Origin of the sequence: Weissella halotolerans DSM 20190 (genome assembly GCF_000420365.1) — a bacterium.
In the GTDB taxonomy this organism is placed as follows: domain Bacteria; phylum Bacillota; class Bacilli; order Lactobacillales; family Lactobacillaceae; genus Weissella; species Weissella halotolerans.
The window spans coordinates 14,628-35,455 of record NZ_ATUU01000005.1; the positions used below are offsets into that span (position 1 = coordinate 14,628).

A 20,828-nucleotide genomic window follows, 5' to 3' on the forward strand; every position below is an offset into this window, starting at 1 on the left:
TAAAAAAGAGCTGAAACACCTGTCTCAGCTCCTATTTCCAGCCTAAGTCTTTAGGGGGGCTTAGTCCAAACCAACTTCGTCTTCAACCACGTCGACAATGGTTTGAGCAGCCGTTTGAGCCTCTTCATCACTTGGTGCTTCCACCATTACTCGCAACAGGTTCTGCGTTCCAGATGGCCGTACTAAGACGCGTCCTTCATCACCTAAGTCAGTTTCAACCTTTTTAATAACCGTTTGAATCGCAGTATTAGCTAAGGCCGCTTTTTTATCAAGAACCCGTACATTAATCAACACTTGTGGATAAGTCGTCATTTCACTGGCTAAGACTGACAGCGGCTTTCCAGTATCCTTGACCACATGTAGTAACTGCAAGGCTGTTAGCATACCATCCCCTGTTGATGCCCAATCCAAAAAGACGACGTGTCCTGACTGTTCACCACCTAGGTTATACCCATCCTTAATCATCTCTTCAACCACATAGCGGTCACCCACCGCTGTCTTGACCGAACTCAGACCATTAGCGGCCATTCCCTTATACATTCCTAGATTCGACATCACGGTCGTCACAATGGTATCTTGCTTCAATCGGCCATGTTCAGCCAAATACTTACCAACGATAAACATAATCTTATCGCCATCCACAATCTGTCCCAATTCATCCACGGCAATTAAGCGATCGCCGTCTCCATCAAAGGCTAACCCAACATCGGCCCCCTTTTCAACTGTTAACTGAGCGAGTGCATCAGGATGCGTAGAACCGACACCGTCATTAATGTTTAGTCCATCAGGGTTAGTGGCCATTGTATCAAAGTCGGCCCCCATATCGGCAAATAAGTTGGTCACTAAATTAGCTGTCGCTCCGTTAGCCGCATCAATTGCTAAGTGTAAGCCACTTAAATCATCTGGAATTGTGGTCTGCAAATAAGATAGGTACTTTCCAACACCCTCATGGAAGGTTGAGGTTGTTCCCAGACCAGAACCAGCAGGCCGTGGAAGGTCGTCACTTGGTGCATCAAGGAGGGCTTCAATTTCCCCTTCTAATTCATCAGAGAGTTTAAATCCATCAGCCCCAAAGAACTTAATTCCATTGTCCTCAGCCGGATTATGTGAAGCCGTAATTTGAATGCCCGCATCCGCATTTTGGGCGGGGACTAAGTAGGCTACCCCTGGGGTCGAGATTACACCTAGTTGTAAAATTTCAATACCAACCGAAAGCAGCCCTGCAATAATGGCTGCTTCTAACATCTCGCCTGAAATACGTGTATCCCGTCCAACCAGAACGCGTGGCTGACGACCATCACTTGCATGGCGAGTCAAAACAGCTCCCCCCATGCGACCCAAACGAAACGCTAATTCGGGGGTCAACTCTTTATTGGCAATACCGCGCACGCCATCCGTACCAAAATAATGTAAATCCGTCATTTTCTACTCCTTAGGGGTAACCGTCACTTTAATCTTGTCGGTTGCTAATGTAACATCCTTAACATCCGTCGTTAAGGGCAAGGTCGTTTCCTGACCATCCGCCAGTTTTTTCAAATTAATGGGGACCTTGATTGACTTAATTTTATCTAACTGGTCTATTTTACCACGAACTGTCACCTCATTCATGTTGCCACTAACAGTGTAGCCACTAAGGTCACCATGTTCGCCAACAAACTTAATTGGTACCTGCCGTTCACCACTGCCCGCCTTAATATCTAGTTTAACGGTGGCTACCTCTGGCGCAATTCCAACTTTAATTGGTGTGCCATTAATATCAACTGCTTGAAGCGCTACTGATTCATTAACAGACTTTTTACTATCACGCGCTAGATGCACATCTGCAATCACACGATCAACCGCATTCACAGCATCCGCGCGACCAGTCACCTGGACTTTGTTAACTGAAGCGGTTACTTTATCAAGCTTATAACCACTAGCAATGGCATCTTTATTATAGTTGATCTGTACCTTATGCACAGCCGTTGCCCGGCGAACAATGGTAACCTTAACCTGCTTAGGTTCAATGGCATAGGTCAAATCCGTGCTCAATCCAGAAACCTTTAATGATACTGTATGATCACCTTCATTTAGCTTGCCTAGATCCGCATAAACTTGGAAGTTTTGTGTATTCTGAGCAGCCGTTACCAACGCTGCAGATCCTTGAACCTTGATCTTGACCTTGTCAGGGGCCCCGCTTACATAATAGTCATCCGTATTAATACCATTCAATTGTAAGGGTACTTCGATTGTTGCCTTTTTTGTTGATACTAACCCCCGAAATCCCCCCACTGTTAAAGCAGTATTATTCCGATTTTCATTAGCTGCACTTTGGCGAGTAATGTTAGTATCATGCTGACCATTCACATAGATGACCAACAATATGGCAAAGATAAGGCTCAACAGGATATAAAATAACTTGTCAAATTTAGGATGCATTATCGGTCCCCCTTCCGCATATTTAAGCTGTCTAAGGTCCGCTCCCACAAACTGTGTTTATCTTGGTCCGAATCATGCAAAAGTTGACGCTTAAGATACTTCATATAATCTTCATGTGATAGGTCTTGCATCAATTCTGAATTACGCGTAATTGAGACCCCACCAGTTTCTTCAGAAACAACTATGGTTAGAGCATCCGTAACTTCTGAAATTCCCACTGACGCCCGGTGCCGCGTTCCTAACTCTTTTGGAATCATAGGATTGTCTGATAATGGCAAGTAAGCCGCTGCTACAGCTATGCGCATATCCCGAATAATCACCGCCCCGTCATGTAAGGGGGTATTTGGAATAAAGAGTTGAATTAGAAGCTGACTAGTAATATCACCGTCAATTGGAATCCCTGTCTCAATATATTCTTCCAGGCCCGTTTCCATTTGAATCGAAATCAAAGCCCCAATATGCCGTTTTGACATATACTGTAACGCATCGTCTAAAGCCGCTACTAATTGTTCTTCTGGTTGTTCAGCCTGGCGTTGCTTAAAAAAGGCTGATCGGCCTAAGTGTTCAAGTCCACGCCGAATTTCTGGTTGAAAAACAACCACCAGGGCAATGACACCCCAGTTAATTATTTGATCAGTCAACCAAGAAATCGTCGTGAGCCCTAAGTACCAACTCGCTACCTTTACCACCACCAAAATAGCGACCCCACGCAAGAGCGTGATGGCCTTAGTTCCTCGAATTAAAATAAACAATCGATAAAATAACCACCATACAATTAATACATCCACAATTTGCATGATACTAATACTGTTAAAGAAATTAGTCAATCCCTGCATACTCTTCCCCTATTCCTTATGTTGTACTAAGATACTTGTTTCATCTAAATTAATCCATTGTCGAAGCTGACTAGCTGTCGAATCATCAATAAAGTGGGCCTCATACAAATGAGCCAAGGCCGCCCGTTGTGCTTGATAACCGGCCATTTCTAACTCCGTACCCACCCTTTGGTCGAGTTGCTTTTCTTTAGCCACACCAACTGTCTTACGCGGTACTAGCCTGGAACGAAAAAGGGTCATCAATTGATGAGCTGTAATCATATCCGTCTTTGAGATTGACGTCCCCGTTTCATGAATGAATTTTTCAAGAGTGACTAGCGCCGCCTGCGCCATGTGTTGCTCAGCTAACTGGTATTGTGCTCGTAGCACATCTGAATCGTTATCATTTAACCAGATGCGCAATGCTCTGAGTTCCCGTACTAACCATAGTTTAAACTGACGAGTCAGCCGACGGCGGGTATCAGGCATAATTAACGAATCTAAATCACCCTCAATCCGATCTAAACGTCGATTTTCACTATCAAAAACAAACCCGCTAATGCTTTTATTAGCAAGATCCTCTTTTAAGGCCTCACGCTGAGCAGTAATTGCTAATTCGCGCAACTTAGCTTCAGATTTTAGAATTTTTTGAACCTTGTCCTTATGTAAGTACTGTAATTGTAATCGTCGTATCCGTACCTGGTAACGCATCATCATTTGATAAGCTGGTACGGCATTGGTCTCGGTTAATAACTGTTCAATCTCCCGCACAGCGGACTGCAGGATATACACTTGCGCTCGTGCGACCGTCATATGTTTAGCCAGACCGGCTAACGGCTGGGTTATTTTTTTCGTTTTAGGTTGGGCTAAAAGTGGCAGGAAAAAAATAGCTGCCAACAAGGACAAGACAATCACCATCCCTGCAATAAACAGCATTAAACTCCGTTCTGGAAATGGTTGACCGTTCTTAGTCAAAAGGGGCACTGACAAGACACCAGCCATGGTTACTGCACCTCTAACACCGGTTAGCCCTGCCATTAGCGACAACCGCCAGGACACAATGGTCGCTTCATGGGTCTTACGTCGCACTAGTTGATTCATGTAGGACCATACCGTGCGGATAATCAACAGAATCATCCAGGTAGCCAGTGCATAAGCTAATAATTGCCAAATGGAGCCACGTGGTGCGACATTACCACCCAGCCCCATTGCCACCGGTAATTCAATTCCCAAAATAACAAAAATATAGCCATTCAACAAATAGCTGAAGACATTCCAGGTGTTGTGATTAACTAAGTAGTATTCACCACTAAAACTAGGTTGGTTTTTCAACTGTAAATTTTGAATAATAGCCGCAATAACCACGGCTACCACCCCTGATGCCCCAACCTCTTCAGTTACCAAATAAATTAAATATGGCGTCAATATTTGCATCACCACACTAATAACTGAATTGGTCGCCTGGTGTCTTATCAACCATAAATTCAACCAACTAATGGCAGTTCCAAGCCCAAGTCCTAACAAGACGCCAACAACCGTCATATAAATAAAGCCCGTCGTTGCTGATAGTAATGAAAAGGTGCCTGCTGAAACGGCCGCAATCGCAAACTTAAAGGCCACTAGCCCACTAGCATCATTGATTAGACTTTCTCCAGCTACCAAATGCATTAGAGACGGTGGTAAGGCAGTTTCCTCACCTACAGATGCAACCGCTACTGGATCGGTAGGTGACAAAATCGCTGCAATGGCAAAAGCCACTGGCAAAGGCACCTGAGGAATTAACCAATAAATAGCATAACCACCTAAGATAGTTGTTGCAAATACTAAGAGAATGGCATTTCCAAAAATAGGTCCCCGTAGCTCCCATAGCTCCCGTTTAGGAAAATTCCAAGCATCAGAATACAATAAAGGGGCTACAAATAAAGGCAAAAACCACTCTGTTTGAATATTTATTTCTAGGTTAAAGACTAAGGCGACCCCTATTCCTAAGCCTATCTGAATCAAACTAACTGGTAGCCGCTTAATAAAGTGTGCCAACACATTGCCAATCACTACCAAAACGGTCAACTCAACAACCGTTTGTACTATCTCCATAGGCCTACCCTTCCTTTAACTTAATGCCCTAAAATTCTAACTTCAGGTTCTAGCTGAACTGCAAATTGCTTTGCAACCGTTTCCTGTACATGAGCAATCACTGCTACATAATCAGCACTCGTAGCTGATCCTAGATTCACAATAAAACCGGCATGCTTACGTGAAACCTGAGCTCCACCAACCGTGAAACCTTGTAAGCCTGCATCCATAATCAATTTACCAGCAAAGTGACCAGCTGGGCGTTTAAAAACAGACCCACAAGATGGATATTCCAAGGGTTGTTTTTGTGCTCGCCGGGTATTGAACTCTTCCATTGTTGACCAAATTTGTGTTGCATTGCCTGGCTCAAGATGGAAGGTCGCCGCTACAATCACTTCACCAGTATCCTGCACCTTACTGTGCCGATACCCAAATGCTAACTCAGCATTTTGATAGGTTTTCAATTCACCGGTAGCCGTCAAGACATCCGCTGATTCTAGATAAGCATCTACCTGCCCACCATAGGCACCCGCATTCATGTAAACTGCTCCACCTACTGAACCTGGAATACCAGCAGCCCATTCCAAACCAGTTAAGCCATACTCTGCAGCTTTTGTTGTTACATCAATTAACGCTGCCCCAGCAAGCGCTGTCACGGCATGCTCACTAACCGTAATCCGAGTTAACTGAGTTAAAAAAATCACCAAGCCCCGATAACCGTCATCGGTAATAATTAAGTTGGAGGCATTGCCTAGGACCAAGACTGGTAAGTCAATTTGGTGTGCATAAGCTACGACTGCTTTTAATTCCGCCAAACTTTTGGGCCAAAAAATCCAATCAGCTGGTCCGCCAACCCGCGTGTTCGTGTAGTTAGCTAAAGGTACATTTGCTTTGATGTCATAACTTGGAAAAATATTCGTCAAGGTTACTGCCATTTCTTTTCCCCTCTACATAAAGGCTATATTAATTTGACAAAGGACTTAATGGGCTCAACGCCAAATGTTTGAGCTTGTTGAACTAAAATTTGAGCTGCCGCCACCGTATCATCTAAGGCATTATGGTGATGCTCTAAATCAATGTGCAAGGCCCCAGCCACCGTATTTAATTTATGGTTGGGCAAGTCTGGGTACAACTTACGCGATGTTCGCACAGTATCCACAGATAGATAATGGGCGGCTGCCAAGTTATAATGGGCCAGGGTCGCCTTTAAAACGCCATTATCAAAGGGCGCGTTATGGGCCACAACAAGCTGGTCTGGCGTGTAAAAGTGTTTAATTAACGGCCAAATTTCTGGAAAGGTTGGCGCATCCTCTACATCCGCTTCACGAATCCCGTGGATACGTGTGTTACGCGCATCAAAATAACTGTCTGGCTTCAATAAGGTATAAAACTCATCCACCAAGTGATTATCCCGCACGATTGCTAACCCTAATGAAACGGCACTATGACATTGACGACTAGCCGTCTCAAAATCCATTGCTACAAAGTTCATTGTCATTTTATTCCTTCATCCACCTATCCTAATTAAATCCCTTGGACCCGTTCAAGGATCATCTCTACCGTCTCAACTGGTTGACCAATCAGATTAAAGCCAGCCCGTTTTGATCCAGCTATTTCCTTGAAACCATACTTTTGATAAATATGGTGTGCAACCCTATTTTGACTTTGCACGGTTAACTGTAAATAACCTAACTGACTATAGTTATTAAACCAAGCTAGTACTTCTTCGACTAGTGCTTGACCTAAGCCCTGTCCTTGCACTCGCTGTAAAACACCTAACCCTAATTCACCCGCTGCTTGTTGCTTTGCCACCGGACTGACCGTGGCAATCCCATAAAGTTGATTGGCTTGATCAGCAACCACTAAAACCAGTTGCCGCGGATTTGTTTCTAGCCGAGCCATGGCTTTCGTCTGCTGCTGTTGGCTAAGTTCACTAACATCCTCTCTTAGCTCAATGGTCGTTGACTCCTGAGTTAACTGGGCCATTAGTAATAATAAGGCCCGTGAATCTCTGGCCTGGGCTGGTCTAATTATCAATTTCAAGGGTTGCCTCCCACTCTTCAAGCCTCTGTCTGGCAGTCTCACCTTGTGCTGAGACTGTAAACAATCGTTTATTACTTGTTGGATTGGCTGCCCAACGCGTAATACTAATTTCTAAACGATCTGACGGCAATTCACTGCTAATGTACTGTGACCACTCAACCAAGGCCACCCCGTCACCACCAAAATACTCATCCAAACCTAAGTCTTGAGCACCACCTTCCTCACCTAATCGATAAACATCTAGATGATAAAGTGGAAAATTTACCGTTTGATATTCTCGCACCAAGGTAAAAGTTGGACTTTTAATGGGCCGCTTAATGCCTAATTGCCGGGCAAAACCCTGGGTAAACGTGGTTTTACCAACACCCAAATCACCATTTAATAAAATCGTATCACCAGCTTGTACAATTTGCGCTAATTGCATCGCAAGTGCTTGTGTCTCCGAGACACTATTCACAACTTTCTTCATAACCATAAGTATAGCATTTTCCCAACCTGCTTTATAGTTGGTCTCCTTTCTGTGCATAATGGCATAAAAAACCGGCCTCGTACCTAACGATGCCGGCTTCTTGCTGACTATATTTTATGCTAAAGCTTGGGCAGCCGTAATCAAGGCAACCTTATACACATCTTCGGCATTGCAGCCTCTTGATAAATCTGAAATTGGCTTAGCCAATCCTTGTAAGACCGGTCCAATTGCTTCAAAGCCACCAAATCGTTGCGCAATCTTATAACCAATATTACCTGCCTGTAAATCAGGGAAAATAAAGACGTTTGCCTTGCCAGCTACTGTTGACTGCGGTGCCTTGGCCGCTGCTACCTGTCCAACAAAAGCGGCATCGAATTGTAATTCTCCATCAATCGCTAGGGTTGGCTCGGCTTGCTTAGCCAGCTTAGTCGCTTCAACAACCTTGTCCACCTGTGGGGCCTTTGCTGAACCCTTAGTTGAAAAGCTCAACATAGCAACCCGTGGATCAATATCAAAGACCCGTGCTGTTTGTGCTGATTGAATGGCAATCTCTGCCATTGTCTGTGCATCAACGTCAACGTTGATGGCGCAATCAGCAAAGATATAGCGTTGATCACCCTTTTGCATGACAAAGGCCCCTGAAATTCTTGAAACCCCAGGCTTTGTTTTAACAATCTGCAAGGCTGGGCGGACCGTATCACCGGTGGGATGTGTAGCACCAGAAACCATGCCATCAGCAAGCCCCATGTAGACTAACATGGTACCAAAGTAGTTCACGTCCGTTAACCATTTGGCTGCTGTCACAGCATCTGTTTTACCCTTCCGCCTTGTAACCAGCGCATCAATCATTTCATTCATAGCCGTTTCAGGATATTTCTCAGGATCAATAATCTTGATTTCCTGTAAATCCAAGCCTTCTAATTGTGCCGTTTCCTTAATCGTCGCTTCATCGCCTAATAAAACGGGTTCTACTAAGGCTTCAGCTGCTAGTCGGGTAGCTGCTTGTTGAATCCGAATATCAGCCCCCTCTGGGAAAACCAATCGAACACCTTTACCTTTGATTTTACTTGCTAATTGTTCAAAAAGTTCCATGGTGATTCCTCCGTAAAATGTAAATACTTACCCTCTTTATTATGACAAAGTTAATAGCTAATTGAAAGCGTTTAACTCAATTAATCACTTTATGACCAGTCTATGGGTGATAAGCCCTGCTTAACAAGAAAAGCATTGGCTTGACTAAAAGGTCGTGAGCCAAAAAAGCCCCGATAAGCCGACAAAGGACTAGGATGTGGGGCCTTTAAAATCAAATTATCCGGCCCTTGAATGAGTTTGGCTTTCTTTTGCGCAGCCGCTCCCCATAAAATGAACACAACGGGTTGCGATTGCTTAGCCACCAATTGAATAATAAAGTCAGTTAATGGTTCCCAAATTTGACCAGCGTGACCATTTGACCGACCAGCGGGCACCGTCAAAACCGTATTTAAAAGTAAAACTCCCTGTCGCGCCCACCGGTGTAAATCACCATTGGTTGGCACGGGAATATCTAAATCACTAGCAACTTCAGTAAAGATGTTGCGTAACGATGGTGGTAAAGGAAAATCAGCAGGCACTGAAAAGCTCATTCCTTGTGCTTGACCGGGTTTAATGTAGGGATCTTGCCCCAAAATAACGACTTTCGTTTTGGCCAATGGTGTTGCCTGCAAAGCAGCAAATACCTTTTCTCGGGGCGGATAAACTGTTTCCGTCTGGTAAGCAGTTGTTAAAAATTGCGTCATTTGATTAAAATAGTGGTTAGGAACCGAAGCCAATAAGGGTTTGGCCCAATCTGTACCAATAAAGTCCTGCATTTCTTCCTCTTTTCTGCTACGGTCGGCTATAATAGATCCTAAGGAGGTCATCCTATGTCTACCTATCATTTGTCACAAGTTCCTGCTGATTATCACGGGATGTCCTTTGTGAGTAATTCAACAGGCACTCTCACCTATTATATTACAGGTGCAACAGGACACAAAGGTGATCAATTAACAATTAATGCTGCTAATGGTCAGCCCCTAGCAAATATTAAGCAAACTTCACCAGCCCTGTTACCCCGCTTTAAAATTTACATCAATAACTTTAAAATTTCTTCCTTTGGTTTATACTTTCACCAACATGAATTAGTCTATTTAACTAACCTGCAGTGGCTCATTACAGGTTCTCTTAAAACGCGACGTTTCACGCTAATTAAGGGGCGTGATATTCTCGCCCGGGCTTATCCTGAACAAGACGGTCGCTTAACCATTGATCTTTTAGAGGACCAACAAGCGGCCTTAATCTGCTTACTCGTTGCCTTTTTAGATCGATGGCGTTTGGTTCATCCTAGTCAACCCAGTTTAGCGATGAAATCACTTCCTTTAAACACTAACCCTTCCACCTAAATAAAAGGCAGTCCTCCCCGGACTGCCTTTTATTTAGGATTTAAAGTGGTTTGACCCGCATGAAACAATTAAGCATTTAAGACTTTATTCAAGAAATCACGGGTTCGTTGATCCTTAGGATGGGCAAAGACCTCTTCAGGATGGCCCTCCTCACGAATATAGCCATCTGCAAAGAACACAACCCGATCCGCAACCTGTTTGGCAAAGCCCATTTCATGGGTTACCACAATCATAGTCATGCCCTCTTCAGCCAGTTCCTTCATTACCTCTAATACGTCACCGACCATTTCGGGATCTAAGGCCGAAGTTGGTTCGTCAAATAACATAATTTTAGGATTCATTGCCAACGCACGCGCGATGGCGACCCGTTGCTTTTGCCCTCCAGATAGGGTATCTGGCTTAACATCGGCCTTATCTGCCAAACCAACTCTAGCTAATAAGCGTAGCGCGGTTTCCCTGGCTTCAGCTGGTGTTTGTTTACCAAGTTCAGTTGGTGCCAACATCAAGTTTTCTATTACCGTTAGATGAGGGAATAAATTGAAATGTTGAAAAACCATACCAATAGTCTCACGGGTCTTATCAATATTAGTTTTTGAATCACTAATATCCCAACCATTGATTTCAATGGAACCCGAATCGATGTCCTCAAGTTTGTTTAAAGAACGTAAAAAGGTAGACTTACCTGATCCAGATGGGCCAATCATGACTACTACTTCTCCTTCAGTCACCTGTAAATCAATACCTTTGAGGACTTCATTATCTCCGTAACTCTTGTGTACATTTTTTACGTCTACAATCGCTGCCATTAGTGAATCCTCTTTTCCATCCAGTTTGAGAGCCATGTTAGCAACGTAATAACAATTAAGTACATGGCCGCAATGATTAACCAAACACGGAAGCCTTGCAAGTTACGTGCAATAATCAAGGTTCCCGTTTGTGTAAGTTCAATCAAGCCAATCACCGATAAGATTGATGTGTCTTTTAAGGTAATAATAAATTGATTGATAAAGCTTGGAATCATTAATCGAATGCCCTGGGGCATCACAACCTTACGCATGGCCTTGCCATAAGGCAATCCAAGCGACCGGGCCGCTTCTAATTGGCCATGATCGACCGAAAGAAAACCACCCTTAACAAAGGAGCCAATATAAGCTCCTTCATTTAGCACTAAGGTAATAACCCCAGCAGTAAAGGCCGGTATCTTACTACCAGTAAGGTTTGGAATACCAATATAAATAAAGAATGCTAGAACGATCATTGGTAATCCACGGAAGCAATAAATAATGGTCGTCGATAGGCCACGAATAAACTTATTCGGTGCAACACCCATGGTACCGAGTAACAGTCCCCAGATTGTAGCTAAGGCAATTCCAACGACTGTTAACTCCAGCGTCACAAACAGGCCATGCAACAAGGCATCCTTATTTTCTATAATGAGTGACCACATCGTAGGCTTAGCCTGACTAGCACTTTCCTTAGCTTGATAGCCGTTCTCACCTACATAACGTTCAACAATTTGGTCAAATTGACCATTATCAACAATCTTAGTATAACCGGCATTGAAATCCTTTAAGAGAGCCGCATTGCTTCCCTTCTTTACTCCAAAGCCATACCAACCCCCATTGGCTGGTTTAGTGACAATTTTCATCTGGGTGCCCTGCTTAATCGCATAGCCCATTACTGGCGCATCCTCAAAGGTTCCCACTGTATTCCCAACCATCACATCACTATACATGGTATTTGAATCGTTGAAATAGGTAACCTTAAAGCCATACTTAGGGGCCATCTTTTTGGCATACTCAGCACCCATGGTCCCTGTCTTAGCAGCCACCGTCTTTCCCTTTAAATCTTTTAATGCTTTAATATTATGGTCTTTTTTACTAACCGCCAAGACAATGCCTGACTTGTAGTAAGGCTTACTAAAATCAAATTCCTGTTTACGTGCATCCGTAATGGACATCCCAGCTAATAAGCCGTCCACCTGACCAGCCTGGACTGCCTGGACCCCGGCATTAAAACTCATTGGTTTTAAGGTATAAGTGAAGCCTTCAGTCTTTGCAATCGCCTTTAGCATATCAATATCAATTCCCCGATATTGACCCTTATCGGTCTGAAATTCAAAGGGTGGATATGTTGTATCCGTTGCAATTGTATAGTGTGGTTTATTCGCTGCCTGAGCTGGTTGCATTACCATCCCAACACCAACGATTGTCATCACAATTGCCAGAACCTTGCCTAGCCATTTATGCATCCCACATTCCTCCTGAAATAAATTTCGCATCTAATATGTTGATATTAGCATTTTTAACACAGGTCGCGCATAAATTATGTCAGTTTTCCTGACAAATAGATGCAATTAAGCTCTTCGTTTCACCACTAAGCAACTGGGGACTAAAAATATGCCAACCTAAAAGCCCCTCCCTTGCTAAGTCCTGTACTAAAAGCTGACACTCCTGTATAGATTGCTTACTCAATTTTCCTCTTGTTGGATCTTTTTTTAAACCCTTGCTTGCTCCAGGTGGCATAATTCCAGCGACTAATGGTAATTGCAACGCCTGCTTTCTTAAGATACGCTGGCCGCTTTGCCATTGAGTCAATGACTGTATCGGTTGGGTAATAAAAAAACTGGCCCCAGCCGCCTGTTTAGCCAGACTATTGGTTAATGTTTCAGCTGGCTGTTGAATTAAATGTTTAATATCAAGTGTTGCTGCTAGATTAAAACCACCATTAGCGGCAATGGCTGTCAATAACTGAGCCGATTCTTTCATTGTCCGGTCTGTCAGTGGATCATCCCCTCTGACAACCAATATGTTTTGAATACCAGCTGTCTGATAGGCAGCTAAATGGGCTAAAAGCTTTTCCTTGGGGATGCCTGCTACTGTGACATGCTCTAAGACCGGTATGTCATAACGACTTTGGATTTGCTGAGCAAAACTAATCCGCTCGACTAACGTTAACCCCTGACTCTTATGGTTGCTTAAACTAACAAAATCAAGCGAATCTTTGATGTCCGCTAATGATTCCAATAACTGCCTTTGTGTCTCCATCGCCTTAGGTTGCGTTAATTCAATTGACCGTGATGGTCGTTTTAACTTGACTATAAGGTCACTAATCGCTTGCATCCTGTTTTCCTTCCAGTTTAGTTAAAAAGAGTACCCCGATAGTTGTTCTCAGGGCACTCTTTATAAGCCAGATCATAGCCGACGCAAAGCCCGACGCATATCACGTTCTTGATCGCGTTGTTTAATGGTCTGTCGCTTATCGTACTTATTCTTTCCAGTTGCTATGCCAATCAAGACCTTGGCAAAACCATGCTTCAAATAGATTCGCAAAGGCACAATGGTTTTACCAGCCTCCTCACTTGCCTGTGCTAAAAGCCGAATTTCACGCTTATGCAGTAGCAAGCGACGTGAGCGTAGTGGGTCATGATTAAATTGATTACCTTGCTCAAAGGGACTGATATGGACGTTATCCAAAAAAGCTTCACCATGGCGCACCTGCACAAAGCCATCACCAATATTTACCTTGCCGGCCCGAATCGATTTAATTTCGGTACCAGTCAAGGCCATCCCGGCTTCAAAGGTTTCCCCAATCGCATAATTATAGCGGGCTTTATTATTCGTCGCTAAAGGTCGATCATGTTGTTGCGTTTTCTTGGCCATCCGCCTTCCTCCTGTTACTTATGGCGGCCAGCAGGTCGTACCCGTTGCTGCGTTTTAGCAGCCTGTTTAGGTGCTTTATGGTCACTAGGCTTTCCTGCTGACTTACGCTTTCCTTGATAACCACGCCCATTTTTGGCGCCTTGGGACTTTCCATTCCCCTTACCAAAAGCCCCATGATGCGGATCAGCTACTTGAATATCAGTTTTAGGGGCAGCCTCTGGATTAACCAAGACAAAGTCTAAAGCACTTTGCTCTTTATCAACACGAATTAGTTTAACCCGTACCGGTTGACCGACCTGATAAATATGATGGAAACGTCGACCAATTAGGGCCATATGCTGCTCATCATAAAGGTAATAGTCATCATTTAAGTTAGAGGTGTGGATGAGTCCTTCGACTGTATTATCTAAGGAGACAAACATACCAAACTTCATCACACCATTAACCACAGCATCAAATTCTTGGCCGACCTTATCTTCCATAAACTCAGCCTTCTTCATTGCATCCGTATCACGTTCAGTATCAACCGCCCGACGTTCCTTAACCGATGTATCTTCACCAGTTTGTGCTAAACGGTCACGATACTTACTCTGGGCTGCTTCATCCATGCCATTTTCAGCATACCATTTAATTAACCGATGGACGGTCAAGTCAGGATAACGCCGAATTGGCGAAGTGAAATGGGTATAATAATCAGCACCAATTCCAAAATGACCCAAAGGCTGATCAGAATACTTCGCTTGTTGCATAGCCCGCAACATCATAGTCGACACCATCTGTTCCTCAGGACGCCCAACAAAATACTGATGAACTTGTTGCAAATCCTTAGGTTTCACATTGTCTGGATTGAGTTTTACCGGACAACCAAGGGCTTTAACAAAATCAGCAAATTGCTGGACTCGATCGCTTTCTGGCGCCTCGTGGATTCGGTACAAGAAAGGTACCTTTGCTAGATCATAATGCATCGCAACCGTTTCGTTAGCTGCTAGCATAAAGGACTCAATCATACGTTCTGACTCGCCTCGTTCGCGTAATTCAATATCAGTCGGCTTACCATCATCATCGACAATAATCTTTGCTTCTGGCGCATCAAATTCAATCGCCCCACGTTCTTGGCGCCGTGCTACTAAGGCATGATGTAACTGAGCCATGTCTTCAAACATTGGTACCAAATCCTGGTATTCATTGCGTGTTGTTTCATCACCAGCTAAGATGGCATTAACTGCCTTATAGGTCATCCGTGCGTGTGACTTCATCACTGATTGGTGAATCCGATGATTGACCAGCTCCCCTTCTGGGGTAAACTCCATCTCAGCAGACATAGCCAAACGTTCAACACCGGGGTTCAAAGAAGCGATACCATTGGAGATATTACGGGGTAACATCGGAATTACGCGATCTGTTAAATAAACAGATGTACCGCGGTTATAAGCCTCTTCATCTAAAGGTGTACCCTCAGGAACATAGTGGGAAACATCGGCAATGTGTACTCCCAAATGGAAGTTTCCATTTGGCAAGCGCCAAACGACAACTGCATCATCCAAATCCTTAGATTCAATGGAATCAATGGTCACTAACGGTTGGTCAGTGATATCCTCACGGCCAATGCGTTCACTTGCTTGCACTTCAGCTGGAATCTTTTCTGCCTGGTCTAACACGTCTTTAGGAAAGACATGAGGGACATCGTGATTATAGACAATTTGTAGGATATCAACACCTGGTTCATCCTTATAACCAATCGTTTTTGTAATCGTCCCCGTCATGCGCTTAGGTGTCGACACTGTAGGATAGTCATCGATAGTTGCCACAACTATCTCACCATCCGTTGCTTTAACCCCACCTTCTTTAACTAAAAACTCATAGGTAGAAAACTTTTTGTCGGTCAACTTAATGCTACCAATATAACCTGCATAAGGAGAGCCCAGCGTAAATACCCCCACTACCTGTTCACGGGCATGGTGCATAATCTCAACTACTTGGCCTTCAGGTCCCTTGGCGCCCTGTCCGTCACCCTTACTTAGCAGCTTCACGCGCACCTGATCCCCTTGCAAGGCTAATTTTGTATTGTCAGGGTTAATAAAGATATCATCCCCATCTTCGGCATAATGAACAAAGCCAAAGCCTCGATCATTGGCATGAAAATCACCAATGACGCCTTCCTTATCAGGATTATAGGCAAAGGCCCCTTGATCATTCACCTTTACCTTCTCAGCACGTTCTAAGGATGCTAAGGCTTGTACTACCTTAGTAAAGATATTGCTATCTGAAGCGTGCAGTCCATCTGCTAACGACTGCGCTGAAAAGGCTTGGCCAGGATTGGCCTTTAGAAAACCAAAAAGTTGGTTTTCTAAACTCGTGTGTGTTTTTACTTCTGTCATCTTATTTCTCTTTTCTTTATCAACTGTATGCTACCTGTGTTCATGCTAACGCTAGATAGACAAAGACCCCTCGCTTCGTTTCACGAGGGGTCAAATCACAATCTACTTTAATGTGAGGTTAAATATACAAGGGCAATGCCGATGATGAACCATAGTGCCCCTAGTAGAGCAGTCACACGTTGCATCACTGCTTGAAAGCCCCGTGCCTTTTGCGTTGCAAACAAGTCGCCGCCACCACCTGATAAGGCAGATAAGGCATCTTGCTGTTTAGACGGCTGCATCATCACTGATACAATAATTAAAAAACCAATGACAATCATTGCTGTCATCAACGTATCATACATTCTTCGCCCCTCCACTCTTGTCTAACGTTTATACCTCGTTATCATAGCATAACTATACAAACAACTCAACTTTTACTGGTCTAAATAAAAAAAGAGCCCACCTTAACCGGTCGACTCTTTCATTAAATACTGTTTAATTAAGCTTCATAATTGGTAACGGCCTCACGGGCAGCCTTATCAATGTTATAGAAACTGTTAATACCCTTGTATTGGGCAACCTTCTCACCCAATAGGTCTTCAATACGCATCAACTGGTTGTACTTGGCAATCCGGTCAGTACGTGACATTGAACCTGTCTTAATTTGGCCAGCGTTAGTAGCCACAACTAAGTCAGCAATCGTTGTATCTTCAGTTTCTCCTGAACGATGAGACACAATGGCTGTGTAGTTAGCTTCCTTAGCCATCTCAATTGCATCCATGGTCTCTGTCAATGTACCAATTTGGTTAACCTTAACCAAGATGGCATTAGCAGCACCCATTTCAATACCCTTTTGTAGGTATTGGGTGTTGGTTACGAAGAAATCATCACCAACTAATTGGACACGATCACCTAAGCGTTGTGTCAATGTTACCCAGGCATCCCACTCATTTTCATCCAAAGGATCTTCGATAGATACGATTGGGTACTTATCAACCAAGTTCTCTAGGTAATCAATGAACTCTTCTGTTGTGTACTCCTTCTTAGCAGGCTCACCAGCTAAGACATAAACTCCACGATCAGCGTCATAGAATTCAGATGAAGCCACATCAAAGGCAATGGCAATATCCTTACCTGGCTTGTAACCAGCCTTGGTGATGGCACGCAACAAGAAGTCAAATGGCTCTGCATTTGACGCAAAGTCAGGAGCAAATCCTCCCTCGTCACCAACGGCTGTTGAATGACCAGCCTCCTTCAACAAAGCTTGCAAGGCATGGAAGGTTTCTGAACCCATCCGGATTGCTTCAGAAATTGACTTAGCACCAACTGGCATAATCATGAACTCTTGGAAGTCCACATCATTGTTAGCATGTGCTCCACCATTGATAACATTCATCATTGGCGTTGGCAAAACCTTTGCATTGAATCCACCTAAGTAGTTATACAAAGGAGTTCCCAATTCATCAGCCGCTGCACGAGCAGCTGCAATTGATACACCTAAGATAGCGTTAGCACCTAACTTAGCCTTAGTTGGTGTTCCATCCAAAGCAATCATTGTTTCGTCTAACAAAACTTGATCCGTTACATCCATTCCAACCAATTGCTTAGCAATCGTTGTATTAACGTTTTCAACGGCCTTTAGCACACCCTTGCCCATGAAACGGCTCTTGTCACCGTCACGTAGTTCGACAGCTTCGTGCTCACCAGTTGAAGCACCTGATGGAACGATACCACGGCCAAAGCCACCAAGTTCAGTATATACCTCAACTTCAACAGTTGGGTTTCCACGTGAGTCAAGCACTTCGCGTGCATAAATATCAGTAATTGCAGACATTTTGTCTCTCCTTGTATATTGAAATTTCAAATTCCCTACGCAAAAATTGTAACATATTTCACTAGGCTTTGCAGTGTTTTAGCCAGCTAGCTGGAAATTTTTTTATCCTTTTGACGATAAGCAACTTGGGCTAGCCGTACCAACTCCAAAAAGGTGTTGGCATCTAAAGCAGCATCGCCAACCAAGACGCCATCAATATCGGGCTTTTCTAATAAGGCTAAGGCATTGGCTGGTTTAACTGAACCCCCATACATAATCCGCACTCGATCGGCGATTTGTGCATCAAACATATCTGAAACCGTTTGTCGAATTAAATAAAGATTTTCTTGAGCTTGATCCGCATTCAAAGCCTGCCCACTTCCAATTGACTGGGTCGGCTCAAAAGCTAAGACAACGTTAGGAATATCTTCAATGTTAATCCCCTTCAGGGCTTCAATCACCTCATTAACAACCCAATGCATATGATCACTATGTGAAACGATCTGAATTTGCTCGTCAATCGCTACAATCGGATGCAGTCCATTCCGTAACGCAGCTAAAGCCTTTAAATTCACCATTTCATTGGTCTCACGAAAGTATATCCGCCGTTCAGAGTGGCCAATAATCACATGTTTGATTCCCAAGTCAGCTAAAGCGGCCGGACTTGTTTCACCGGTATAGGCCCCCCGCTCCTTCCAATAGACATTCTCAGCAGCAATTTCAATTGTCGTTCCTTGAGCCGCATTAACCATTGCATCTAAAAGGACGTCTTGTCCGGCAAGAATTGTTTCAATTTCTGGATAAGCCAACAACGGTTTTTGAATATGCTGAATATAGTCGCTAGCTTCGCTGGGTAATTTATTCATTTTCCAGTTTGCCATCACAATTGGTTTTCTAACCATGAAGTTCATCCACCTTTCATTATTAACCATTATACCATGCTCTGGTTAACGCCTTAGCTCGCTATATAAAAAGGGGGTTGGCCCAACCAGCCAATCCCCTTTTTGTACTTTTATTTTTGACCTAGTCCCCTAATTCAGGTAGTGTCTGCTTAACTAAGTCAATCACCTCGTCATTGGTACTTAAATTAACCGCAGCTTGGGCTAAATCCGCCATTTGCTTTGTATCTAATTGTTTCATCAAGGCCCGCGCCGGCAAAATAGATGTTGCCGACATTGAGAATTCATCTAAGCCCATGCCCATTAAAATTGGTAAGGCAATTGGATCACCAGCCATCTCACCACACATAGCGGCAACCTTACCTTCCTTATGGGCCGCATCAATAACAAACTTAATCAGCCGTAGTATAGAAGGGTTGTAAGGTTGATAGAGGTAGGCAACCTTATCATTTCCTCGATCAGCAGCCATTGTGTAGGCAATCAAATCATTCGTACCAATTGAGAAGAAGTCAACCTCTTTAGCAAATTGATCAGCCAAGATAGCGGCAGCAGGAATTTCAATCATCATGCCCAACTTAATATCGTCGGCAACTGGAATACCTTCTGTTTGCATCTTTGCCCGTTCATCATTAAAGATGTCCCGAGCGGCTTTAAATTCCGGCAAGGTCGCAATCATAGGGAACATAATCCACAAGTCACCATATACCGATGCTCGTAGTAAGGCACGGATTTGGGTCCTAAAAATATCTGTCCGTTCCAAAGAAATTCGGATTGCCCGGTAACCCAAGAAGGGATTCTCTTCATGTGGCAAGGGCAGATAAGGCAGATCCTTATCCCCACCGATATCCATCGTCCGCACCGTTACTGGCTTGCCTTGCATTCCTTCTAGGACTTCCTTGTAGGCCTTAAACTGTTCTTCTTCCGTTGGTAGCTCTGCCGAATCCATATATAAGAACTCAGTACGATATAACCCAATCGCCTCAGCCCCATTTTCAATGACCCCTGGCAAATCCTTAGGTGTGCCAATATTAGCTGCAGTCGTAAAGACTTTACCATCAGCAGAAACAGATGGCTCATCACGTAATTTAGCCCAGGCAGCTTTCTTTTCTAAGAAGGCGGTCTGCTTAGCTTGGTAAGCTGCCACTTCTTCTTGGTTAGGTTGATCGATTGCAAGTCCGGTCATCCCATCAAGTGCTACAAGGTCCCCTTCAGCAATCTCAGTGGTTGCCTTTTCAGTCCCAACAATGGCTGGAATCTCCAAGGTACGGGCCATAATCGCTGCATGAGCAGTTCGTCCTCCCACATCCGTAATAAAGCCCTTGACGTAGCGACGGTCTAATTGAGCCGTATCGGAAGGAGTCATATCATGCGCAACAATCACAACTTCCTCATCAATCAGAGCAGGATTAGGTAAGGTACGCTTCAATAGATGGCTCAACACCCGCTTAGTGACATCTCGGATGTCAGCAGCTCGTTCAGCCATGTAAGGATTATCAGCGGCCATGCCCTCAAAAAGGGCCACATATCCATCTGCCGTAGCTTGTAAAGCAGCCTCAGCATTGACTTGATCAGTGGTAATTTTTTCTTCAATGGCTCCAGTGAACTCTGGGTCCTCTAAAACCATAATGTGCGCAGTAAAGACCTCTGCCTCTTCTTGTCCCATTGCTTCGGCTGCTTTGGCCTTAATGGTCTCTAAATCTGCCTTTGACGTTAAAAAAGCCGCCTGTAAGCGGTCTTTTTCAGCTGAAATATCATCAACTTTCACTGTTTCAAAAGACAAATCAGGATCAACTAGCTTATAAGCTTTCGCAATTGCCACCCCATTGGAGGCTGCAATTCCCTTAATTTCCTTACTCATA

The 20,828-nt window shown here is 43.9% G+C and carries 20 protein-coding genes; 1 reads left to right on the forward strand and 19 read right to left on the reverse strand.

Going from position 1 to position 20,828, the window contains the following annotated elements:
- Nucleotides 1-60: 60 nt before the first annotated feature.
- The 10 genes from glmM to G414_RS0106325 all read right to left on the reverse strand — a co-directional run bounded on the left by glmM (nucleotide 61) and on the right by G414_RS0106325 (nucleotide 9,665).
- Nucleotides 61-1,422: a phosphoglucosamine mutase gene (gene glmM, locus G414_RS0106280; protein ID WP_022791970.1), complete on the reverse strand. Its 1,362-nt coding sequence runs from the start codon at nucleotides 1,420-1,422 to the stop codon at nucleotides 61-63.
- Nucleotides 1,423-1,425: 3 nt separating this feature from the next.
- Entirely contained in the window at nucleotides 1,426-2,418 is a 993-nt protein-coding gene (locus G414_RS0106285) for a CdaR family protein (RefSeq protein WP_022791971.1), read from the reverse strand.
- Nucleotides 2,418-3,254 carry a diadenylate cyclase CdaA gene (cdaA, locus tag G414_RS0106290; protein WP_022791972.1) on the reverse strand — a complete coding sequence of 279 codons (837 nt, stop codon included), beginning with the start codon at nucleotides 3,252-3,254 and terminating at the stop codon, nucleotides 2,418-2,420. The genes G414_RS0106285 and cdaA overlap by 1 nt, the downstream gene beginning before the upstream one ends.
- 9 nt (nucleotides 3,255-3,263) lie before the next feature.
- Nucleotides 3,264-5,327, reverse strand: coding sequence for a Na+/H+ antiporter (locus G414_RS0106295; protein ID WP_022791973.1), 2,064 nt, complete (start codon nucleotides 5,325-5,327; stop codon nucleotides 3,264-3,266).
- A 20-nt stretch (nucleotides 5,328-5,347) separates the two neighbouring features.
- Nucleotides 5,348-6,241, reverse strand: coding sequence for a UDP-N-acetylmuramate dehydrogenase (gene murB / locus G414_RS0106300; RefSeq protein ID WP_022791974.1), 894 nt, complete (start codon nucleotides 6,239-6,241; stop codon nucleotides 5,348-5,350).
- 23 nt (nucleotides 6,242-6,264) lie between these two features.
- A complete protein-coding gene (locus G414_RS0106305; protein WP_022791975.1) occupies nucleotides 6,265-6,798 on the reverse strand; it encodes a 3'-5' exonuclease in 534 nt (177 codons plus the stop codon).
- A gap of 32 nt (nucleotides 6,799-6,830) precedes the next feature.
- Nucleotides 6,831-7,349 (reverse strand): GNAT family N-acetyltransferase, encoded by a 519-nt coding sequence (locus tag G414_RS0106310; RefSeq protein ID WP_022791976.1) that lies wholly within the window; start codon nucleotides 7,347-7,349, stop codon nucleotides 6,831-6,833.
- Nucleotides 7,333-7,818: a tRNA (adenosine(37)-N6)-threonylcarbamoyltransferase complex ATPase subunit type 1 TsaE gene (tsaE, locus tag G414_RS0106315; RefSeq protein WP_027694582.1), complete on the reverse strand. Its 486-nt coding sequence runs from the start codon at nucleotides 7,816-7,818 to the stop codon at nucleotides 7,333-7,335. Before tsaE ends, G414_RS0106310 begins: the two co-directional genes overlap by 17 nt.
- Nucleotides 7,819-7,932: 114 nt before the next feature.
- The gene (pta, locus tag G414_RS0106320) at nucleotides 7,933-8,910 is read right to left on the reverse strand and encodes a phosphate acetyltransferase (protein WP_022791978.1); all 978 of its coding nucleotides are present in this window, start codon (nucleotides 8,908-8,910) and stop codon (nucleotides 7,933-7,935) included.
- An 89-nt stretch (nucleotides 8,911-8,999) separates the two neighbouring features.
- Nucleotides 9,000-9,665: a uracil-DNA glycosylase gene (locus G414_RS0106325; RefSeq protein WP_022791979.1), complete on the reverse strand. Its 666-nt coding sequence runs from the start codon at nucleotides 9,663-9,665 to the stop codon at nucleotides 9,000-9,002.
- 54 nt (nucleotides 9,666-9,719) lie between these two features.
- Between G414_RS0106325 and G414_RS07400 the strand changes: the two genes are divergently transcribed.
- Nucleotides 9,720-10,235, forward strand: coding sequence for an LURP-one-related/scramblase family protein (locus G414_RS07400; RefSeq protein WP_022791980.1), 516 nt, complete (start codon nucleotides 9,720-9,722; stop codon nucleotides 10,233-10,235).
- 68 nt (nucleotides 10,236-10,303) lie between these two features.
- Here G414_RS07400 and G414_RS0106335 read toward each other — a convergent pair whose 3' ends face one another.
- The 9 genes from G414_RS0106335 to ptsP form a co-directional block, all read right to left on the reverse strand.
- The gene (locus tag G414_RS0106335; RefSeq protein ID WP_022791981.1) at nucleotides 10,304-11,041 is read right to left on the reverse strand and encodes an amino acid ABC transporter ATP-binding protein; all 738 of its coding nucleotides are present in this window, start codon (nucleotides 11,039-11,041) and stop codon (nucleotides 10,304-10,306) included.
- Nucleotides 11,041-12,486: an amino acid ABC transporter substrate-binding protein/permease gene (locus tag G414_RS0106340; RefSeq protein WP_022791982.1), complete on the reverse strand. Its 1,446-nt coding sequence runs from the start codon at nucleotides 12,484-12,486 to the stop codon at nucleotides 11,041-11,043. Before G414_RS0106340 ends, G414_RS0106335 begins: the two co-directional genes overlap by 1 nt.
- A gap of 79 nt (nucleotides 12,487-12,565) precedes the next feature.
- Nucleotides 12,566-13,357 (reverse strand): methylenetetrahydrofolate reductase, encoded by a 792-nt coding sequence (locus tag G414_RS0106345; protein ID WP_022791983.1) that lies wholly within the window; start codon nucleotides 13,355-13,357, stop codon nucleotides 12,566-12,568.
- A 72-nt stretch (nucleotides 13,358-13,429) separates the two neighbouring features.
- Nucleotides 13,430-13,897, reverse strand: coding sequence for an SsrA-binding protein SmpB (gene smpB / locus G414_RS0106350; RefSeq protein WP_022791984.1), 468 nt, complete (start codon nucleotides 13,895-13,897; stop codon nucleotides 13,430-13,432).
- Between the two features lie 14 nt (nucleotides 13,898-13,911).
- Entirely contained in the window at nucleotides 13,912-16,275 is a 2,364-nt protein-coding gene (rnr, locus tag G414_RS0106355; RefSeq protein WP_022791985.1) for a ribonuclease R, read from the reverse strand.
- A gap of 107 nt (nucleotides 16,276-16,382) precedes the next feature.
- On the reverse strand, nucleotides 16,383-16,619 hold the full coding sequence (gene secG, locus G414_RS0106360; RefSeq protein ID WP_022791986.1) for a preprotein translocase subunit SecG: 237 nt from the start codon (nucleotides 16,617-16,619) through the stop codon (nucleotides 16,383-16,385).
- 137 nt (nucleotides 16,620-16,756) lie between these two features.
- Nucleotides 16,757-18,091, reverse strand: a complete 1,335-nt coding sequence (gene eno / locus G414_RS0106365) for a phosphopyruvate hydratase (RefSeq protein WP_022791987.1) — start codon at nucleotides 18,089-18,091, stop codon at nucleotides 16,757-16,759.
- 86 nt (nucleotides 18,092-18,177) lie between these two features.
- The gene (gene tpiA, locus G414_RS0106370) at nucleotides 18,178-18,972 is read right to left on the reverse strand and encodes a triose-phosphate isomerase (protein WP_022791988.1); all 795 of its coding nucleotides are present in this window, start codon (nucleotides 18,970-18,972) and stop codon (nucleotides 18,178-18,180) included.
- A 121-nt stretch (nucleotides 18,973-19,093) separates the two neighbouring features.
- Nucleotides 19,094-20,827 (reverse strand): phosphoenolpyruvate--protein phosphotransferase, encoded by a 1,734-nt coding sequence (ptsP, locus tag G414_RS0106375; protein ID WP_022791989.1) that lies wholly within the window; start codon nucleotides 20,825-20,827, stop codon nucleotides 19,094-19,096.
- Between the last annotated feature and the right edge of the window lies 1 nt (nucleotide 20,828).